This is a genomic window from Roseateles sp. GW821-FHT09B06, from assembly GCF_059418245.1.
In genome coordinates this window covers 238,643-258,095 of record NZ_JBWKPM010000004.1, presented here as the reverse complement: position 1 = coordinate 258,095, position 19,453 = coordinate 238,643, and the positions used below count along the sequence as shown (strand labels likewise).

Below are 19,453 nucleotides of genomic sequence, written 5' to 3'. Positions count from 1 at the left end.
GTACCCCAGCGCCACCAGCGCATACATGCTGCCCAGCACCAAGCCATTGATGATTTGCTGGAAAAAGATTTCCATAGCCGCCGCTCCAGTGTTGACGCCAGGGAAGCAGCGGCCCAAAAAAAAACCCACCGTCTAGTCGGCGGGCTCCGCTTCGGCCATCAGTTCCTGCAGGCTGCGGGGCATTGTAGAAGTGCGCGATTCGCACCCCCGCCCCGTGCTTTCCCGTACCTCGTTCAGGGCTTACCGGCCTCTTCATCGAGGCGGCGCAGGAAGGCCAGCTTCTCGGCGATCTTGCTCTCCAGGCCGCGCGGCACCGGCGCATACCAGCCGGGCTCGGGCATGCCCTCGGGCAGATAGCTCTCGCCGGCGGCATAGGCATGGGGCTCGTCATGCGCGTAGCGGTACTCATGCCCGTAGCCCAGCTCCTTCATCAGCCGGGTCGGCGCATTGCGCAAATGCACCGGCACCTCGCGGCTGCCATCCTGCTTCACAAAGGCGCGCGCGGCGTTGTAGGCGTTGTAGCCGGCATTGCTCTTGGCCGCGACGGCCAGGTAGATGACCGCCTGGCCCAGCGCCAGCTCGCCCTCGGGGCTGCCCAGGCGCTCGAAGGTCAACGCCGCGTCGTTGGCGATCTGCAGCGCGCGCGGATCGGCCAGGCCGATGTCCTCCCAGGCCATGCGCACAATGCGCCGTGCCAGGTAGCGCGGATCCGCGCCGCCGTCCAGCATGCGGCTGAGCCAGTAAAGCGCGCCGTCCGGGCTGGAGCCGCGCACCGATTTGTGCAGGGCCGAGATCTGGTCGTAGAAGTTGTCGCCGCCCTTGTCGAAACGCCGCGCATTGAGGCTCAGCGCGTTGGTGATGAAGTCCGCGTCGATCTGCGTGATGCCAGCGGTGCCGGCGGCGCCGGCCGCGGTGCTGCACTGCTCCAGCAGGTTCAGGAAGCGGCGCGCATCGCCGTCGGCATAGCCGACGATGGTGTCGACCGCCTTGTCGTCGAAGCGAAGATGCGCCAGCGCCTTCTCCTGTGCGCGCTTCAGCAACTGGCGCAGTTCCTCCTCGTTCAGCGACTTCAGCACATAGACCTGGGCGCGCGACAGCAGGGCCGAATTGACCTCGAACGAGGGGTTCTCGGTCGTCGCGCCGATGAAGGTGAACAGCCCCGACTCGACATGGGGCAGCAGCGCGTCCTGCTGCGACTTGTTGAAGCGGTGGATCTCGTCGACGAAGAGGATGGTGTGCTTGCCCCGCGAGAGATAGGCCTGGGCCTGCTCCATCGCCGCGCGGATGTCCTTGACGCCGGAGAACACCGCGGACAGGGCGATGAACTCGCAATCGAAGGCATCGGCGGTGAGGCGCGCCAGCGTGGTCTTGCCGACGCCGGGCGGCCCCCAGAAGATCATCGAATGGGGCTTGCCGGACCGGAAGGCCAGACGCAGCGGCTTGCCTTCGCCGAGCAGATGGGTCTGGCCGATGACCGCGTCGAGCGTCTTCGGCCGCAGGACCTCGGCCAGCGGTGCATGGGCGCCGGCCGCGGACAGGCCGGCGGACGGCACGGACTCGAGATCGGGGAACAGCGATTCGGAGGAGGACATGCTCCGGATTGTCTCAGGCCGCCCGCTGCCGCATCGCCTCCAGCGCGCGCTGGCTCAGGGCATCGGCCAGGCATTGCTCGGCCAGGAACACCTCGCCGAGCCGGGCCTCGCGCAGCAGGCGGGCCTCGTCCTCGCCGCGGGCGCGCAGCAGCACGCGCACCGCGGGATTGAGCTGGCGCGCGGTCTCCACCATCTGGCGCGCCTGCAGGCTGTCGCCGCCGCTGACCACCAGCAGCGCGGCGCGCGCGACATGCGCCTGGATCAGCACCGCGGGATCGGCGGCATCGCCGCTGACCGCGGCCACGCCGCGCTCGCGCAGGTCCTCGACCAGCTCGCGCTGCTGCTCGGCCACCACCAGATGCACGCCCTGGGCCAGCAGGGTCTCGGCAATCTGCCGGCCGACCCGGCCATAGCCCACCAGCACCACCTGGCCGCTGAGCTTGGCCTCGTCGGTGCTGGCCGGCAGCTCGGCCAGCGGGTCGTCGCGCAGCTCCATCTTGCGGGCCCAGGCGGACTTGCGCAGGATCCAGGCCTTGGCCGGCTCCACCGCCGCGAACAGCAGCGAGTTCAGCGCGATCGAGATCAGCGCTCCGGCCAGGATCAGGCTCTGACCCTCGGCCGGCAGCAGCCCTAGCGCCTTGCCCAGACCGGCCAGGATGAAGGAAAACTCGCCGATCTGCGCCAGGCTGGCGCCGACGATCAGCGCCGTGTTGAGCGGATAGCGCAGCGCCAGCACCAGGGCCATCGCGGCCAGGGTCTTGCCGACCATGATGATGACCACCACGCCCAGCACCTTGAGCGGCTGCTGCACGAGCACCTGGGGGTCGAACAGCATGCCCACCGAGACGAAGAACAGCACCGAGAAGGCGTCGCGCAAGGGCAGCGACTCGTCGGCCGCGCGGTGGCTGTACTCCGACTCGCGCATCATCATGCCGGCGAAGAAGGCGCCCAGCGCGAAGGACACATCGAACAGCGCCGCCGAGCCATAGGCCACGCCCACCGCCACCGCCACCACGCACAGGGTGAACAACTCGCGCGAGCCGGTGCCGGCCACCGCGAACAGCAGGCGCGGGAACACCCGTCGCCCCACCACCAGCATCAGCGCGATGAAGGCCGTCACCTTGGCCAGGGTCCAGCCCACGGTGACCAGCAGGCCCGCGCCGCCCTGCGCCGCTGCATGGGCGGGCGTGGCCGCGGCCGGCTCCAGCAGCCCGGCCAGCGGCGGCAGCAGCACCAGCACCAGCACCATCACCAGGTCTTCCACCACCAGCCAGCCCACCGCGATGCCGCCGTTGGCCGTCTCCAGCTGTTGCCGCGCCTCCAGCGCGCGCAGCAGCACCACGGTGCTGGCCACCGACAGCGCCAGGCCGAACACCAGGGCCGCGCCAGGCCCCCAGCCCCACCAGCGTGCCAGGCCGAAGCCCATCGCGGTGGCCACGATGATCTGCACGATGGCCCCCGGCACGGCGATGCGTTTGACCGCCAGCAGGTCCTTCAGCGAGAAATGCAGGCCGACGCCGAACATCAGCAGCATCACGCCGATCTCGGCCAGCTGGCCGGCCAGGTCGAGGTCGGCAACAAAGCCGGGCGTGGCGGGTCCGATCGCGATGCCGGCCAGCAGGTAGCCGACGAGGGGCGGCATCTTCAGCCGCGACACCAGGAAGCCGAGGATGATGGCCAGGCCGAAGCCGGCGGCGATGGTGGAGATCAGGCTGACGTTGTGCGGCATCCAAGTCCCAGGCCTGGGCCGCCCCTATTGCTCGATCAGGTCCGCGCCCGGTGGCAGCACGAAACGGAAGCGCTCCGCCGCCACCGCGGCATTGGCCGCGACGCCGCTGAACTGCAGCAGCGAGCGCTGGCCGAACCCGTCCACCACCTCGATGGCGGCCAGCTCCTTGCCCTTGAAGCCGATCTTGAGGCTTTGCAGGCCGCTGTCGGCCTGGCGCGGCATGGCCTGCACCCAGTCCAGGCCTTGCGCCGAGGGCTGGCTCTTCAGCTCGAAGTCTTTTTCCAGATTCGCGCCGGCCAGCAGCGCCGCCGGCGTGGCACCCAAGGCCTGGCTCATGCGGCGCGAACTGGCCTGCTTCAGGTCGGGGTCGTAGATCCAGACCTTCTGGCCATCGCCGACGATCAGCTGTTCGAAGGGCTTGGCATAGGCGAAGCGGAACTGGTTGGGCCGCTGGAACTCGAAGGTCCCCGAGGAGGTCTTCTTGCGCGCGCCGTCCGGCGAGGTGACGGTCTGCGTGAACTCGGCCTTGCCGCTCCTCACCTCGCGGCTGAAGTCCTTCAGGGTCTGCACCGCGTCGGCATGGGCCGCCGCGCTGCAGGCGATCACAAAGGAGGCAAGGAGCTTTTTCATTCGTCGCGCTTGGGGATGATGAGGTCGCGGCTGCCGTTGGTGTTCATCGCGCCGACCAGGCCGGATTTCTCCATCTGCTCCAGCAGGCGCGCCGCACGGTTGTAGCCGATGCGCAGATGGCGCTGCACCAGCGAGATCGAGGCGCGGCGGTGCTGCAGCACGATGGCCACGGCCTGGTCGTACATCGGGTCGGCCTCGCCATTGGACTCGCCCGGAGCCGGCGCCTCGCCATTGCCGCCCTCGCCTTCCAGCACGCCGCCCTCCAGGATGCCCTCGATGTAATTGGGCTCGCCACCCTGCGCCTTCAGGTACTCGACGACGCGGTGCACCTCCTCGTCGCTGACGAACGCGCCGTGCACACGCACCGGCAGGCCGGTGCCCGAAGCCATGTAGAGCATGTCGCCCATGCCCAAGAGTGCCTCGGCGCCCATCTGGTCGAGGATGGTGCGGCTGTCGATCTTGGAGCTGACCTGGAACGAGAGGCGCGTCGGGATGTTGGCCTTGATCAGGCCGGTGATCACGTCGACCGAGGGGCGCTGCGTCGCCAGAATCAGGTGGATGCCGGCGGCCCGAGCCTTCTGCGCCAGACGGGCGATCAGCTCCTCGATCTTCTTGCCGACCACCATCATCAGATCGGCCAGTTCGTCGATCACGACGACGATATGCGGCAGGCGCTCCAGCGGCTCCGGCTCCTCGGGCGTCAGGCTGAAGGGGTTGCCGATCTTCTCGCCGCGCTCGCCGGCCTCGTCGATCTTCTTGTTGTAGCCGGCCAGGTTGCGAACGCCCATCTTGGACATCAGCTTGTAGCGGCGTTCCATCTCGCCGACGCACCAGTTCAGCGCGTTGCCGGCCTGCTTCATGTCGGTGACGACCGGGGCCAGCAAATGCGGGATGCCCTCGTAGACGCTCATTTCCAGCATCTTCGGGTCGATCATGATCAGGCGCACATCACGCGCCTCGGCCTTGTAGAGCAGGCTCAGGATCATCGCGTTGATGCCGACCGATTTGCCCGAGCCGGTGGTGCCGGCCACCAGGCAATGCGGCATCTTGGCCAGGTCGGCCACCAGCGGCGCGCCGATGATGTCCTTGCCCAGCGCCATCGTCAGCAGCGAGGGTGCGTCGGCATAGACCTGGGAACCGAGGATCTCCGACAGACGAATGGTCTGGCGCCGCGCATTCGGCAGTTCCAGCGCCATGTAGTTCTTGCCAGGAATGGTCTCGACCACGCGGATCGACACCAGGCTCAAGCTCCGCGCCAGGTCCTTGGCCAGGTTCACGATCTGCGAACCCTTGACGCCGGTGGCCGGCTCGATCTCGTAACGCGTGATCACCGGGCCCGGCGAGGCCGCGACGACGCGCACCTCGACGCCGAAATCCTTCAGCTTCTTCTCGATCATGCGGCTGGTCATTTCCAGCGACTCGGGCGTGACCGACTCGATGCGCACCGGCGCGGCATCCAGCAGGTCCACCTGGGGCAGCTTGGTGTCGGACAGCTCGGTGAACAGCGGCTTCTGGCGCTCCTTGGCGACACGGGTGGATTTGGGCACCTCGACCACCGGCGCCTCGATCACGATGGGAAGGTGCTCCTCCACCACATGGCGCTCGACCTCGACCACCTGCTCGCGCTCGCGCTGGGCCTGCTGGCCGGCCTTCTGGTCTTCCTTGATCTCGCGGCGTTCCTGGCTGCGCTCGCGCAGGCGCTCCAGTCGCGCGCCCAGCGACTCGGCCAGGCTCATCCAGGAAAAGCGCAGCGCCAGCGAGACCCCGGCCAGCAGCGCCGCGATCCACACCACGCCCGAGCCGGCAAAACCCAGCGCCTTCATGCCCCAGGGCCCCAAGGTGTAGCCCAGCACGCCGCCGGCGTGGCCGGGCAGATGGGTTTCCCAGGCATAGAGCCGCGACCACTCGAGGGCGCAACTCGCACACATCAGCATCAGCAAACCGCCCCAGAACAGGCCGCGGGCCCGCCAGGACATGGCGGGCGCCTGCCCCCCGGCACGCAGCCGCTCGGCCAGCGCGCCCAGCCAGGAACGCAGACCCGCCAGCATCAGCCACCAGCTGGAATAGCCGAAGGCAAACAGCAGCAGGTCGGACACCCAGGCCCCCAAGGCGCCCACCCAGTTGGCGGACAGCTCGCGGCTGCCGGAGATGGAGAACGCCGCATCGGCCTTGTCATGGCTCAGCAGGGCCAGCAGGGTCAGGCCCCACAGCAGGCCGCCGGCGATCAGCCACAGCGGCGAACGCGCGGTGCTCGCCGGCACGGGCACGGCGGGCTTTCGCTTCGATGGACGTTGATAGGTCTTGGCGCTGGCGCCGGCCTCTTGACTGGCTTGGCCGTCTTGGCCGCCCAGCAGGGATCCCAGGGGAAAACTCATGGCGCCATTGTGGCGCAGGATTGGGCCGGCTCCGTCGCTCAATGCCGGTGACGCAGGCGCAGTTGCAGGCCCACCGGAAACATCGTGAAGGCCAGGCATTCGGCCGGCGTACGCCCGTCGGCGCAGGCCACCTGCGCCAGTTCGTAGCCGCGCGCCAACAGGGCCAGCACCATCTTCATCTCCAGCAGGGCCAGGTAGCGCCCCGGACACAGGCGTGGCCCGGCACCGAAGGGCATCGAGGCCTTCAGCAGCTCATGCCGACTGTCCTCCAGCCAGCGCTGCGGCCGGAACTGCCGCGCATCGGCCTGGCGCGCGGTGTCGAGGGCGTCCGGCCGCATCAGGCAGATCACGATATCGTCGCTCGCCAAGGCCACATCGCCGAGCCGGGTGGCATGCCGGCTTTCCAGAAATATCAGCGGCGCCACCGGACGCAGCCGCATGGTCTCGTTGATGCAGGCCTCGACAAAGGGCAGGTGGCGGGCCTGCTCGAAGGCCTCCAGCAGGCGCGCCTCGCCCAGGGCCGCGTCGACCTCGGTCACCAGGGCACGCCAGCTCTCGGGATTTTGTTTCAGGTGGTAAAGCGCCCAGGCCAGGGTGTTGGCCGTGGTGTCCTCGCCGGCCAGCAGCATCGTGATCACATTGCCGTAGAGCGTGGTCGGATCCAGCGCCCCGCCCTGCTCGTCGCGCGCGGCCAGCAGGGCTTCCAGCAGGTTTTCCGGCTGCGCCTGCAAGGCCGGCCGGGCCCGCATGCGTTCGCGCGCCTGCTCGATGAAGCCGAGGATCTCGCGCCGGATCTCGACCAGATGACGATCGAAGGCACGGTCCGAGGGCAGGCGCAGGTAGCGCCAGTAGGGGAACGGCATGTTGATGCGCCGCATCAGCATCGGAAACACCTTGTCCAGATGCCCCTGCAGCGGATGCTCGGGATGGCCCAGGGTGTCGATGTCGATGCCCAGAGCCAGGCCGGCGGTGACGTCGACCGTGTAGCGCATCAGCAGGCGCTGCAGATCCAGGGTCGCATCGGTGTCGGCGGCCGTGCCCAGGCAATGGTCCAGCCGCTCGGTGACGCTGCGCAGGGTCGGGAAGAAGCGCTTCAGATGGCCGGGATCGAGGGCCGCCATCACCAGCTTGCGCTGGCTGCGCCAGCTGTCGCCCTCGGCGGAAAACACGCCGCCGGAGCCCATCTCGGCGATCGCGTCGGCCATGTTGCGCGGCCGGCGCCAGCCTTCGGGGCGGTCGCGCAGCATTGCGGCGATCAGCTCATGGTCGGCCACCACCACGATCCGCCGCGAACCCAGGCGTAGCCGATACAGCGGACCGTGCTCGTGGGCCCAGTCCTCCAGTTGCCGATGCAGCCGTGGCAGCTCGATCTGCAGCAGCTGCCCCAGCACGGGCAGACCGGCGGGTCCGGGCAGTTCGGACCAGCGGCGCGGGGCGGTTTCGGCGACGGTGCTCATGGCGCGCTCCCGGGGGAGTGCACCCATTCTGCGACCGGGATCAGTCGTGTTGCAAACGTTCCTTGATCACGACCGAGCCGTTCTCCAGGGTCTCGATCACGCCCTTGTCCTCCAGGTCCTTCATGACCCGGCTTACCATTTCGCGCGAGGCGCCGACCACCTTGGCCATGTCCTGGCGCGAGACCTTGCCGCGGATGATCTTCAGCCCCTTCTCGTCCTCGGCCATGTCCAGCAGAGTGCGCGCCACGCGGCCGTAGACATCCAGCAGGGCCAGCGATTCGATCTGGCGGTCGGCATTGCGCAGCCGCGCCACCAGACCGCGCAGGATGGCATAGGACAGGCTGCTGCTCTCCGGCAGGCAGCGTGCGAACTCGCTGCGGCCCAGCACCAGCATGTCGGTCTGCACCTCGGCGCGCACCGTCGCCGAATGCGGCTCGTTGTCGATCAGGCTCATCTCGCCGACATAGTCACCCGGCTGCAGCACCGCCAGGATGACCTCGCGGCCGCGCGTGTCGGCGGTCAGCACCCGGGCGCGTCCGTTCAGCAGGATGAACAGGGCGTTCGACTTGGTGCCCTGTTCGACGATCAGCTCGCCGCGCTTGAAGCGGCGCTTGATCACACTGTCCGCGATGGACTGCGCCTGGTCGGTGGTCAACAGGGAGAACAAGGGCACCCTGCGGATCAGGTCCAGATTGGACAGCATGGCCATGAACTAACTCCTCTGATTGGCAGTATTCGGTTTGTGCTTGTTTTCAGGGCGTCAGGCGGGCGTGCGCCGGGCTGCCTAGAATCGCGGCTATTGTGCCAACTAGATCACGCAACTCCATAGGGTCTAGGCCGTATAAGCACGGCTTCCCGCCTCTTGTGCTTCTTGTGTATTGCGTGCGCAACCCCAGTTACCGCTTATGAGCCAACCCACCCAACACCATTCTCTGCTGATCCTGGGCTCCGGCCCGGCCGGCTACACCGCCGCCATCTATGCCGCACGCGCCAATCTGAAGCCCACGCTGCTGACCGGCATGGCCCAGGGCGGCCAGCTGATGACCACGACCGACGTGGACAATTGGCCGGCCGACGTGATGGGGGTGCAGGGTCCCGAGTTGATGCAGCGCTTTCAGGAGCATGCCGAGCGCTTCAACACCCAGCTCGTCTACGACCATATCAATGAGGTCGACTTCTCCAAGCGCCCGTTCACGCTCAAGGGCGACAGCGGCAGCTACACCTGCGATGCCCTGATCATCGCCACCGGTGCCTCGGCCAAGTACCTGGGCCTGGCCTCGGAGGAGAGCTTCATGGGCCGCGGGGTCAGTGGTTGCGCCACCTGCGATGGCTTCTTCTACCGCGAACAGGAGGTCTGCGTGGTGGGCGGCGGCAACACGGCGGTGGAGGACGCGCTGTACCTCTCCAATATCGCCAGCAAGGTGCATATGGTGCATCGCCGCGACAAGTTCCGCGCCGAGCCCATCCTGGTCGACAAGCTGATGGACAAGGTCAAGGCCGGCAAGATCGAGTTGCACCTGTTCCACACCCTGGACGAGGTGCTGGGCGATCAGAGCGGCGTCACCGGTGTGCGCATCAAGAGCACGAGCGACGGCGCGGCCAAGGAGCTGAAGTTGCAGGGCTGCTTCATCGCCATCGGCCACCAGCCCAACACCGGCATCTTCAAGGGCCAGTTGGAGATGAAGGACGATTACATCATCACCAAGAGCGGGCTGAACGGCTTCGCCACGATGACCAGCGTGCCCGGCGTGTTCGCCGCCGGCGATGTGCAGGACCATGTCTATCGCCAGGCCATCACCAGCGCCGGCACCGGCTGCATGGCCGCGCTGGATGCCCAGCGCTTCCTGGAGCAGGAGAACGGCTGATTTGGCAGGCGGCGTGATTTTCGCTATACTTGCGGGCTTGCCTGCCGGATGGATCGCCCCGAGCGCCGATTGAGCCCCCGAGTCTTGTTCTTGTAGGGCCCGATTGACGATCGGTTTAGCAGGCATTGAGCGGTCATGTGGCCACCCGCAACAGACTTGCGGGTAGCTGGATAGAAGAATCGAACCGGAGAAGCGTCATGGCACGCGTCTGTCAAGTCACGGGCAAGAAGCCCATGGTCGGAAACAATGTTTCCCATGCCAACAACAAAACCAAGCGTCGTTTCCTGCCGAACCTGCAGTACCGCCGCTTCTGGCTGGAAACCGAGAACCGCTGGGTGCGCCTGCGCATCAGCAATGCCGCTCTGCGTTTGATCGACAAGGTCGGCATCGAGCAAGTCGTCGCCGACCTGCGCGCCAAGGGCGAGCTGTAATCGTCCACTAGGAATAAAGGAACACCACCATGGCATCCAAAGGCGGACGCGAGAAGATCAAGCTGGAATCGACTGCCGGCACCGGTTTCTTCTACACCACGAACAAGAACAAGAAGACCACGCCCGGAAAGCTGGAATTCATGAAGTTCGACCCCAAGGCCCGCAAGCATGTCCTGTTCAAGGAAATCAAGCTGAAGTGATTCGGCCCGGTCTTGCGACCCAAAGAAAAACCGCCAGTTCATCTGGCGGTTTTTTTATGCCCATTCCTTTTACGCCCATTCCGGGTCTGGCCATCAGGGCTTGCTTGCCACTTGCGCCGCGAATTCCTCGGCGAACCAGTCGTCCAGCAACTGCTTCTCGTAGCGCAGCGGCTCGCTGTTGTAGCGCTGCGTGATCCCACCCAGGTAGTTCATGTCCGACAGGCGCACCTGACCCTCGCGCAGCGTCTTGCCACCCTCGCTGAGCACATAGCGCAGCGTCAAAGTCGGCCAGGTGATCTCCTTGACGATGCGGATGCGCTCCATCAGCCGCCCCTTGGGTTCGATCCGCCCGGCCAGATCGACGTCCAGCACCTCGATCACCAGCCGCTGCGCAGCCGGTAGCCGCTTCCCGGCCTGCTCGCGCATATAGGCCTCCAGCTGACCCAAGGTGCGTTCGCGCTCGATCCTGGACTCGCCGGCATCGATGAACTTGTCGGGCTCGATGAAACGAATCTCGGACGACGCCGCCTGCACCAGCGTGACCACCCCCAGCAGCACGCCGGCAAACAGCCAGCGGCTTCGCTTTGGATTTCTCGGCATGGCACACCCCCATTTCTTCAACTTGCCTTCAAAACAAGTATAGGTAGCGGCCATGAAAAAGGCGCCGACCAGCGGCGCCCTTTACCGAAGCGTAACCTGCGCGATCAGGCTCGTGCGGCGCGCAGCTGCATCGAGAAGGCACGCAGCTCGGCAATGCCGCTCTCCTCGGCCTTGTGGCACCAGGCCTGCAGATCGCCCACCAGCTGTTCGGCCGACACATTGGTGCGGGTCCAGAGCTGGCGCAGCTCCTCGCGCATAGTCACCAGCTTGTCCAGCACCGGACTGGCGGCGCGAGCCCCCTGGATCTCGGCCTGGTAGGCGGCCGGGATGCGATCGGCGTCACGGTGCAGCCAACGCTTGGCCAGCTTGAACTGCGCCCACTTGGCGCTGTGCTGCTCACCCTGGGCCTTCAGCTTGATCAGTTCGGAGGCGCAGGCCTGACGCAGGTCGCGGGCGTAATGGGCCATCACCTCGTAGCGGTTGGCGATGATGGCCTCCAAGGTGTCCTTGTCGGCCGGTTTGATGTCGCCCTGGCGCAGCTTGGGGGCGGTCTTGCGCACCTTGGCCCAGCCGATCATCTCCATCGCGCGGATATAGCCCCAGCCGATATCGAACTCATAGGGCTTGACCGAGAACTTGGCCGAGGTCGGATAGGTGTGGTGGTTGTTGTGCAACTCCTCGCCGCCGATGATGATGCCCCAGGGCGAGATATTGGTCGACGCGTCCTGGGCCTCGAAGTTGCGATAGCCCCAGAAATGGCCAATGCCATTGACCACGCCGGCCGCCCAAATGGGAATCCAGGCCATCTGCAGCGCCCAGATCGAGGCGCCGATGGCACCGAACAGCGCCATATTGATGATCAGCATCAGACCCACACCCTGCCAGCTGTAGCGGGTGTAGAGGTTGCGCTCGATCCAGTCGTTCGGCACGCCGTGGCTGAACTTGGAGACGGTCTCCTGGTTCTTGGCTTCGGCACGGTAGAGCTCGGCTCCCTCGCGCAGCACCTTCTTCAGGCCGCGGGTCTGCGGGCTGTGAGGGTCATCCTCGGTCTCGCACTTGGCATGGTGCTTGCGATGGATGGCCACCCATTCCTTGGTGACCATGCCGGTGGTCAGCCACAGCCAGAAGCGGAAGAAATGCGAGGGGATCGGCCCCAGGTCCAGCGCACGATGCGCCTGGGCGCGGTGCAGGAAGATGGTCACGGCCGCAATGGTGATATGCGTCACCACCAGGGCGTAGGCCACGATTTGCCAGATGCTGGCATCCAGCAGGCCGAAGCCCAGCCACTGCACCAAGCCATCGTGTACGGTCGTCAAAAAGTCCATTCGTTCCTTACCCGGCGCCTGTTGGGCGCACAACACAAAACTCCCCAATTGTAGGGGACTCGGCCTAAATGCCCGAGACAAAAGCCCTGGGATTTGCCCTTTTCATGGGCTTGATCAAGACCACGCCTGGCATTTCGTTAAAAAAAACTGCTATTGCTTCTTCTCCCACACCGCGGCAAAGAAGCCGTCGGTGCGATGCGTCTGCGGCCACAGGCGCACGAAACCCTGCTCGACCAGTTCGCCGGCGCGCGACACATGTGCCTTCTCCAGCACCTCGGCCGCGTCCAGCGCCACGAAATCCTTGTGGGCCTCGCCAAAGGCCCGGGCGATGCCCTCGTTCTCGGCCTCCAGCAGGCTGCAGGTGGCATAGACCAGACGACCACCCGGCTTCAGCAGCCGCGCCGCGCTGTCCAGGATCGCCTGCTGCTTGGCCTGCAGTTCCAGCACAGCTTGCGGCGACTGGCGCCACTTCAAGTCCGGGTTGCGCCGCAAGGTGCCCAGACCGGAACAGGGTGCGTCGACCAGCACGCGGTCGATCTTGCCGGCCAGGCGCTTGACGCGCTCGTCCCGTTCATGCGCGATCTGGGCCGGATGCACGTTCGAGAGCCCGCTGCGCGCCAGGCGCGGCTTGAGGTTGTCCAGCCGATGCCCTGAGACGTCGAAGGCATAGAGCCGGCCGGTGTTGCGCATCGCCGCACCCAGGGCCAGGGTCTTGCCGCCGGCACCGGCGCAGAAATCCACCACCATCTCGCCACGCTTGGCATCCAGCATCAGGGCCAGCAGTTGGCTGCCCTCGTCCTGCACCTCGACCGCGCCGCTGGTGAAGACCTCCAGCTTGTTCAGCGCCGGCTTGCCCTCGACCCGCAGCCCCCAGGGCGAATAAGGCGTGGTCAGGGCCTCGACACCGGCCTTTTTCAACTCGGCCTGCACCTCCTCGCGCTTGGCCTTCAGCGGATTCACGCGCAGGTCCAGCGGTGCACCCTCGTTCATGCTGTTGGCCAGGGCCCAGAAGCCCGCGTCGCCCAGGCGCGCCTGCAGCGGCTCGGCCAGCCAGTCCGGCAGGTTGTGGCGCAGCCGGGGCGCCAGGCTGGCGCGGTCGACATTCTTCACCTGGGCCAGCCAGTCCTGCTCCTGGGCGCTCAGGGCGCCGCGCAGAAAGCTGTCGCTGCCCTGCCAGGCCAGGACGGCCAGGCGGCGCTCCATCGGGCCGCTGCCCGACTGGGCCAGATGCTGGAGCAGCAGGCGCTGGCGCAGCACCGTGTAGACGGTTTCGGCCAGGGTGTGGCGCTCGCGCTGGCCGAGGGCCTTGTGCTTGCGGAAGAAGGCGGAGACGACGCCGTCGGCCGGCGCGTCGAACTTGAGCACGGCGCGCAGCAGCTCGGTGCTCAGATCAAGAAGGGCATTAGGATGCATGGCGCGATTATCCCAGCCCAGCCCTCAGCCCTTCCCTCACCCCTTCGCGATGAACACCGCCGACCTGCCCGAACTGCCGCCCGCGCCCGCCGGACGCTACCGCCACTACAAGGGCGGCGAGTACGAGCTGCTGGGTGTCGTGCGCCACAGCGAGACATTGGAGGCCCTGGTGCTGTACCGCCCGCTCTACGGCGCGCAGGAGCTGTGGGTGCGGCCGCATGCGATGTTCTTCGGCCGCCTGCCTTCGGGCGAACCGCGCTTCGCGCCGCTGCCCTAGCCCCATGCCGGCCCTGCACCCACTGCGCCGGCGCCCTCGCCTGCTGATCGGCGTCGGCACCGGCGCGCTGCTGGCGCTGGCCTGGCCCACCGACCTGCCCTGGCTGACCCGCTTGCTGCTGGGCTGGAATGCCGGCGTCTGGACCTATCTGATCCTGGTGCTGAGCATGATGTGGCGCACCGTGCCCGGCCAGGTGCAGGGGCATGCGCGGGCCCTGGCCGAGGGCATGGGCGTGGTCCTGCTGCTGGCGATCAGCGGCGCGCTGGCCAGCCTGGGCGCGATCGCGCTGGAGCTGAACCAGGCGCGCCAGGGCCCGAACGCGGTACAGGGCTGGCCCTACCTGCTGCTGGCGCTCGCCACCGTGGTCGGCTCCTGGCTGTTGCTGCCGGTGGAGTTCGCGCTGGCCTATGCCAGCCTCTACCACCGCGGCCGCAGCGGCGCCCATGGCCTGGAGTTCCCCGGCGACGAGGGCGCGCCGGACTATGGCGACTTTTTCTACTTCGCGGTCACCCTGGCCGCCACCTCGCAGACCTCGGACGTGGCGGTCAGCGCCCGCCCGATCCGCCGCCTGGTGCTGGTACAGGCCGTGCTGTCCTTCGTCTTCAATACCGGCGTGCTGGCGCTGACGATCAATATCCTGGCCGGCCTGCTCAGCTGAAGCTCTGCGATTCCCCGGCCAGCTGTAGCACGCGCGAGCCCTCGACGCGCAGTTGCCCCTCGACGAACCAGCGCACCGCGCGCGGATACATGCGATGCTCGAGCTTCAGCACGCGCGCGGCCAGCGCCGCCTCGTCGTCGCCCGGCAGCACCGGCGCCACGGCCTGGGCCACGATCGCGCCATGGTCCAGGTCGGCGGTGACGAAATGCACGGTGGCGCCGACGAACCGGCAGCCCTCCTCCAGCGCCCGACGGTGCGTATGCAGCCCGGTGAAGGCCGGCAGCAGCGAGGGATGGATGTTCAGCATGCGCTCGGCGTAATGGGCGGTGAAGCCGGGCGTCAGGATGCGCATGAAGCCGGCCAGCACGACCAGGTCCGGTGCATGGTCGTCAATCACGCGCCGCAGCTCGGCGTCAAAGGCTTCGCGGCCCATATCTCCGGGGCCGAAGGCCTTGTGGTCCACCACCGCGGTGGCAATGCCGTGCGAGGCGGCAAAGGCCAGGCCGGCCGCATCGGGGCGGTTGCTGATCACGGCGGCGATGCGGGCGGGCCAGCCCTCGGCCGCGCAGGCCTTGACGATGGCCTCCATATTGGAGCCGCGGCCGGAGACCAGAATCACGATGCTTTTCATGGGCCGGCAGTGTAGCTGCCTACAATCTTCGACCCGGCCCGCACACCATGACAAACCCCGCCCCCACCCCGCCCCGCCCCCGCGTGCTTTCCGGCATGCGCCCCACCGGCGCCCTGCACCTGGGGCACTATCACGGCGCGCTGAGCAACTGGCTGCGCCTGCAGGACAGCCACGACTGCTTCTTCTTCGTCGCCGACTGGCATGCCCTGACCACCCAGCGACCCGACCGCGCCACGCTGGAGCGCCATGTCTACGACATGGTGGTGGACTGGCTGGCCGCCGGCATCGACCCCGAGCGCGCCACGCTCTTCATCCAGAGCCGCATGCCCGAACATGCCGAGCTGTTCACCCTGCTGGCGATGAACACGCCGCTGTCCTGGCTGGAGCGCATTCCCAGCTTCAAGGATCTGGCGGCCCGCGCACCGGACAGCGCCACCTACGGCATGCTGGGCTATCCGCTGCTGCAGGCGGCCGACATCCTGATCTACAAGGCGGCGGCCGTGCCGGTGGGCGAGGATCAGGCCGCCCATGTGGAGGTGACCCGCGAGGTGGCGCGCCGCTTCAACCACCTCTACGGCCATGGCGAGACCCTGCTGCCCGAGCCGCAGACCCTCCTGACCGAGACCGCCCGCGTCGCCGGACTGGACGGTCGCAAGATGAGCAAGAGCTACGGCAATGCGATCGCAATGCGCGCGGAGCCGGCCGTGACGGAAGAGAAGATCCGCACCATGCCCACCGACCCGCAGCGCGCGCGCCGCGGCGACCCCGGCGAGCCGCAGCGCTGCCCGGTCTGGCCGCTGCACGAGCTCTACAGCGAGGATGCCACCTTGGACTGGGCCGCCCAGGGCTGCCGCAGCGCCGGCATCGGCTGCCTGGACTGCAAGCAGCCGCTGATCAAGAGCATCCAGCGCCAGCAGGCCGAGTGGCGCGAACGCGCCGACGTGTACCTGGCCAACCCCAAGCAGGTGCACTGGATCGTCGAGGTCGGCACCGAACGCGCCCGCGCGGTGGCGCGCAAGACCCTGCGCGAGGTGCGTGCCGCGATGGGGCTCAGCTACTGATGAGCATGGCCGGCATCCACATCACCGACATCGAGTCCGCCATCAACTGGTGGCGCGAGCGCCGCCCCTCGCCCGACGGTATCAGCGCCTGTGCCGAGGTGCGCGCGCTGGCCGAGGTCTATGCGCTGATGGTCTACCACCACGAGCAGGAATGCGACGAGGACGGCATGCCCGCCAAGGCCAAGAACGCCTGGCTGGCCTGGTACGACAGCACGCCCGACGCGCCCTGCATCGCGATCTGCTCGACGAGCCAGGGCGACGAGCTCTGCAAGGGCTGCGGCCGCACGTTCGACGAGGTGCAGAACTGGCCCGTACTGAGCCCGGCCGAGAAGCGCCAGACCTGGCGCCGCATCACCATGGAGGGCACGGCCTGGCGCTTCAACCGCTATGCCGAGCGTGCGCTGGAACCGAAGCACGACAAGGACGGGAAGTCTTGACCGCATCGCATCTCGACAGCCTGCGCCGCCTCGCGCCGCTGGCCTGGCCGGTCTTTGTCGGCCAGGTGGCCGTGCTGGCCTATTCCACCGTGGACACCATGCTGGTGGCGCGCTACTCGGCCACCGAGCTGGCCGCGCTGGCGGTGGGCTCGGCCGTCTACATGACCGTGTTCGTCGGCCTGATGGGTGTCGTGATGGCGGTGGCGCCGCTGGCCGGCCAGCTGTTCGGCGCGGGCAGGCCGGCCGAGGCGGGCGACCAGCTGCACCAGGCCGCCTGGCTGGCCCTCTTCCTGACCCTGCTGGGCGAGCTGATCCTGATATTTCCCGAGCCCTTCATGGCGATCGCCCAGACCACGCCCGAGGTCGAGGCCAAGGTGCGCGCCTATCTGCGCACCCTGGCCTTCAGCCTGCCCGCCGCGCTGATCTTCACGGCCTACCGCGGCTTCAACACCGCGGTCTCGCGGCCCAAGGCTGTGATGGCCTTGCAGCTGCTGGGTCTCGCCATCAAGGTGCCGCTGAGCCTGCTCTTCATCCGCGGCTCCGCCCCCCTGCCCGCCATGGGGGCGGTGGGCTGCGCGCTGGCGACCGTGATCGTGATGTGGAGCCAGCTGCTGGTCGGCCTGATCCTGCTGCGCCGCGATCCCTTCTATGCCCGCTTCGGCCTGCAGCGCGGCGGCCTGCATGCGCCGCGCTGGGAGGCGATCAAGGCGCAGCTGAAGCTGGGAATCCCGATGGGCGGATCGATCCTGATCGAGGTCACCGGCTTCACCTTCATGGCCATTTTCATCGCGCGGCTCGGCCCAACGGCCGTGGCCGGCCACCAGCTGGCGGCCAATCTGGTGGCCCTGATGTTCATGATGCCGCTGGCCCTGGCCAATGCCGCCGGCACCCTGGTGGCTCAGCGCGTCGGCGCGCAGGACGCCCGGGACGCACGCCGCATCGGCTGGCACGGCCTGGAGATCGCGCTGGCGATCTCCTGCCTGTTGGGCGCCGGCGTGTTCTTCGCGCGCGAGCAGGTGCTCGGGCTGTACACCCGGGACGCCGCCATCGTGGCCGCGGCCCTGCCGCTGCTGCTGTGGGTCTGGCTGTTCCACATGGGCGATGCGGCCCAGACCCTGGCCGCCTTCGTGCTGCGCGCCCACCATATCGCCACCGCGCCGATGGTGATCTATGCGCTGGCCATCTGGGGCGTCGGCATCGGCGGCGGCTATTTCCTCGCCTTCGGCGGCGCCCCCTGGGTGCCCGCCTGGCTGCACGGCGCCGGCGGCTTCTGGGGCGCGGCCACCGCCGGCCTGCTGCTCGCGGCCGCCGGCCTCTCGGCCTATCTGGCCGCCGTGCACCGCGCCGAGGCGCGCGAGGCGACGCTAGACCGGCAGGCTTAGGACGAAGCAGCTGCCGCCGCCCTCGCGGGCCTCGCAACGCACGCTGCCGCGGTGGCGTTCGGCGATCTGCTTGACCAGGGACAGGCCCAGGCCCACGCCGCCGGCCTGCTCGGCATGGCCGGGCATGCGGAAGAAGGGCTCGAAGATGCGCTCGCGCATCTCGGCCGGCACGCCCGGCCCGCGGTCGCAGACGCGCAGCTCCAGCCGGTTGGCGCGCCGGCGCAACTCCAGCAGCACCTGGGCGCCGCCGCCATAGCGGCGCGCGTTCTCCAGCAGATTGCGCAGCGCGCGGCGCAGCAGGCGCTCCTCGCCCAGCACATGGAAATCGGTCACGGCCGACTCCGGCTCGACCTCGGCACCGGTGCGCACGGCCTCCTCGGCCGCCAGGCCCAGCAGGTCCACCTGCTCCGGCTCGTGCGCCGCGGCGCCGGCCTCCAGCCGGCTGGCCAGCAGCACCTCCTCGACCAGCGCGTCGAGCTCGCCGATATTGGTGTCGATCTCCTGCTGCAGGCGCACGCGCTGGGCCGGGCTGGCGCCGTCCAGCATCGCGAAGGCCATCTTCAGCCGCGCCAGCGGCGAGCGCAGCTCATGGCTGGCATTCGCCAGCAGGCTCTGGTGCGAGCGCAGCAGCGTCTCGATCTGGTCGGCCGCGCGGTTGAAGCTGGCCGCCACCTTGGCGACCTCGTCGCGCCCCTCGTCCTTGACCCGCTGCGTCAGATTGCCCGCGCCGAAACGCTCGACGCCGCGCTGCAGGTTCTCCAGTCGCCGCGTCAGGCGCCGCACCACCGGATAGGCGCCGGCCGCCACGCCCAGGAAAAGCAGCACCAGGAACACCGCCAGCGCCTCGCCGCTGGGCAGGCGCAGCGGCCCCAGCATCGGCCACAGCGAATCGTCGCGCCGCGCCAGCCGGCGCATCTCGCCCGGTGAAGCGCCCGGCGGGCCGGGCATCGCACCCGGCGCGTCGCCGGGGCCGGCCGCGCGCGGCATGCGCATGCCGCGCAGCAGGGTCAGGCTGCGGCCGTCGTCCAGCGGCACCTCGAGCCGGCGTATGCCCGGCTCGTCCTCGCGGCGCTGGAACTGTTCCGACGCGGCGATGCGCTCGCCCTTGGCGTCGTTCAGCGCGATCGCCATGCGCAGGCGCTGGCCCCAGTCGCGCAGCGACTCGGCCTGCTGCGCGCGCGGCGCCTCGGCGGGCGGCAGCGCGCCATGGATCAGCAGCGCCATCGAGCTCAGGCGCTCGACCGCCGCCGCCTCGAAGCCGCCCCGCTCCTCCTCCATCTGGAGCTGGAACAGCCAGGCCGAGCCGAAGGCAAAGGCCAGCAGCAGGGTCACCAGGGTCAGGTAGATGCGGAGGTACAGCGACTTCAAAGCAGGCGGCTCTGTTTCATCA

19 protein-coding genes are annotated in these 19,453 nt (G+C 68.0%); 8 read left to right on the top strand and 11 right to left on the bottom strand.

Annotated features, from left to right (window positions below; genetic code table 11):
• Positions 1-233: 233 nt before the first annotated feature.
• From AC07OQ_RS05955 to AC07OQ_RS05930, 6 genes are read right to left on the bottom strand one after another with little or no spacing between them, the layout of a single operon-like run.
• On the bottom strand, positions 234-1,592 hold the full coding sequence (locus tag AC07OQ_RS05955) for a replication-associated recombination protein A (RefSeq protein WP_495052171.1): 1,359 nt from the start codon (positions 1,590-1,592) through the stop codon (positions 234-236).
• Positions 1,593-1,605: 13 nt separating this feature from the next.
• Positions 1,606-3,321 (bottom strand): cation:proton antiporter domain-containing protein, encoded by a 1,716-nt coding sequence (locus AC07OQ_RS05950; protein WP_495052170.1) that lies wholly within the window; start codon positions 3,319-3,321, stop codon positions 1,606-1,608.
• Between the two features lie 24 nt (positions 3,322-3,345).
• Positions 3,346-3,951: an outer membrane lipoprotein periplasmic chaperone LolA gene (gene lolA, locus AC07OQ_RS05945; protein WP_495052169.1), complete on the bottom strand. Its 606-nt coding sequence runs from the start codon at positions 3,949-3,951 to the stop codon at positions 3,346-3,348.
• A complete protein-coding gene (locus AC07OQ_RS05940; protein WP_495052168.1) occupies positions 3,948-6,326 on the bottom strand; it encodes a DNA translocase FtsK in 2,379 nt (792 codons plus the stop codon). Before AC07OQ_RS05940 ends, lolA begins: the two co-directional genes overlap by 4 nt.
• A 38-nt stretch (positions 6,327-6,364) precedes the next feature.
• Positions 6,365-7,783 carry a cytochrome P450 gene (locus tag AC07OQ_RS05935; protein ID WP_495052167.1) on the bottom strand — a complete coding sequence of 473 codons (1,419 nt, stop codon included), beginning with the start codon at positions 7,781-7,783 and terminating at the stop codon, positions 6,365-6,367.
• A gap of 40 nt (positions 7,784-7,823) precedes the next feature.
• A complete protein-coding gene (locus AC07OQ_RS05930; RefSeq protein WP_495052166.1) occupies positions 7,824-8,492 on the bottom strand; it encodes a Crp/Fnr family transcriptional regulator in 669 nt (222 codons plus the stop codon).
• A gap of 196 nt (positions 8,493-8,688) precedes the next feature.
• Between AC07OQ_RS05930 and trxB the strand changes: the two genes are divergently transcribed.
• The 3 genes from trxB to rpmG all read left to right on the top strand — a co-directional run bounded on the left by trxB (position 8,689) and on the right by rpmG (position 10,279).
• Complete coding sequence (gene trxB / locus AC07OQ_RS05925; protein ID WP_495052165.1) at positions 8,689-9,648, top strand: thioredoxin-disulfide reductase; 960 nt, start codon at positions 8,689-8,691, stop codon at positions 9,646-9,648.
• Positions 9,649-9,845: 197 nt separating this feature from the next.
• The gene (gene rpmB / locus AC07OQ_RS05920) at positions 9,846-10,079 is read left to right on the top strand and encodes a 50S ribosomal protein L28 (protein WP_495052181.1); all 234 of its coding nucleotides are present in this window, start codon (positions 9,846-9,848) and stop codon (positions 10,077-10,079) included.
• A gap of 29 nt (positions 10,080-10,108) precedes the next feature.
• A complete protein-coding gene (rpmG, locus tag AC07OQ_RS05915) occupies positions 10,109-10,279 on the top strand; it encodes a 50S ribosomal protein L33 (RefSeq protein ID WP_495052164.1) in 171 nt (56 codons plus the stop codon).
• A 93-nt stretch (positions 10,280-10,372) separates the two neighbouring features.
• Here the strand turns inward: rpmG and AC07OQ_RS05910 are convergent, their stop codons facing one another.
• The 3 genes from AC07OQ_RS05910 to AC07OQ_RS05900 all read right to left on the bottom strand — a co-directional run bounded on the left by AC07OQ_RS05910 (position 10,373) and on the right by AC07OQ_RS05900 (position 13,617).
• A complete protein-coding gene (locus AC07OQ_RS05910) occupies positions 10,373-10,879 on the bottom strand; it encodes a DUF3016 domain-containing protein (protein ID WP_495052163.1) in 507 nt (168 codons plus the stop codon).
• A 104-nt stretch (positions 10,880-10,983) separates the two neighbouring features.
• Positions 10,984-12,204, bottom strand: coding sequence for a DesA family fatty acid desaturase (locus tag AC07OQ_RS05905; protein ID WP_495052162.1), 1,221 nt, complete (start codon positions 12,202-12,204; stop codon positions 10,984-10,986).
• 150 nt (positions 12,205-12,354) lie between these two features.
• Positions 12,355-13,617 carry an RsmB/NOP family class I SAM-dependent RNA methyltransferase gene (locus AC07OQ_RS05900; protein ID WP_495052161.1) on the bottom strand — a complete coding sequence of 421 codons (1,263 nt, stop codon included), beginning with the start codon at positions 13,615-13,617 and terminating at the stop codon, positions 12,355-12,357.
• A gap of 49 nt (positions 13,618-13,666) precedes the next feature.
• Here AC07OQ_RS05900 and AC07OQ_RS05895 point away from each other — a divergent pair, with 49 nt between their 5' ends.
• Together AC07OQ_RS05895 and AC07OQ_RS05890 are read left to right on the top strand one after the other, a co-directional pair.
• Complete coding sequence (locus AC07OQ_RS05895) at positions 13,667-13,894, top strand: DUF1653 domain-containing protein (protein WP_495052160.1); 228 nt, start codon at positions 13,667-13,669, stop codon at positions 13,892-13,894.
• A 4-nt stretch (positions 13,895-13,898) separates the two neighbouring features.
• Complete coding sequence (locus AC07OQ_RS05890; RefSeq protein ID WP_495052159.1) at positions 13,899-14,552, top strand: DUF1345 domain-containing protein; 654 nt, start codon at positions 13,899-13,901, stop codon at positions 14,550-14,552.
• Here the strand turns inward: AC07OQ_RS05890 and purN are convergent.
• Positions 14,545-15,183 (bottom strand): phosphoribosylglycinamide formyltransferase, encoded by a 639-nt coding sequence (gene purN, locus AC07OQ_RS05885; RefSeq protein ID WP_495052158.1) that lies wholly within the window; start codon positions 15,181-15,183, stop codon positions 14,545-14,547. The genes AC07OQ_RS05890 and purN overlap by 8 nt on opposite strands.
• A 47-nt stretch (positions 15,184-15,230) precedes the next feature.
• On the opposite strand from purN, the gene trpS reads away from it, so the two are divergent.
• The 3 genes from trpS to AC07OQ_RS05870 are packed head-to-tail and all read left to right on the top strand — an operon-like array spanning position 15,231 to position 18,063.
• A complete protein-coding gene (trpS, locus tag AC07OQ_RS05880) occupies positions 15,231-16,244 on the top strand; it encodes a tryptophan--tRNA ligase (protein WP_495052157.1) in 1,014 nt (337 codons plus the stop codon).
• 5 nt (positions 16,245-16,249) lie between these two features.
• Complete coding sequence (locus tag AC07OQ_RS05875) at positions 16,250-16,681, top strand: DUF3717 domain-containing protein (protein WP_495052156.1); 432 nt, start codon at positions 16,250-16,252, stop codon at positions 16,679-16,681.
• Positions 16,678-18,063 (top strand): MATE family efflux transporter, encoded by a 1,386-nt coding sequence (locus tag AC07OQ_RS05870; protein ID WP_495052155.1) that lies wholly within the window; start codon positions 16,678-16,680, stop codon positions 18,061-18,063. The genes AC07OQ_RS05875 and AC07OQ_RS05870 overlap by 4 nt, the downstream gene beginning before the upstream one ends.
• Here the strand turns inward: AC07OQ_RS05870 and AC07OQ_RS05865 are convergent.
• A complete protein-coding gene (locus AC07OQ_RS05865) occupies positions 18,046-19,431 on the bottom strand; it encodes a sensor histidine kinase (protein WP_495052154.1) in 1,386 nt (461 codons plus the stop codon). The genes AC07OQ_RS05870 and AC07OQ_RS05865 overlap by 18 nt on opposite strands.
• Positions 19,432-19,453: the final 22 nt, after the last annotated feature.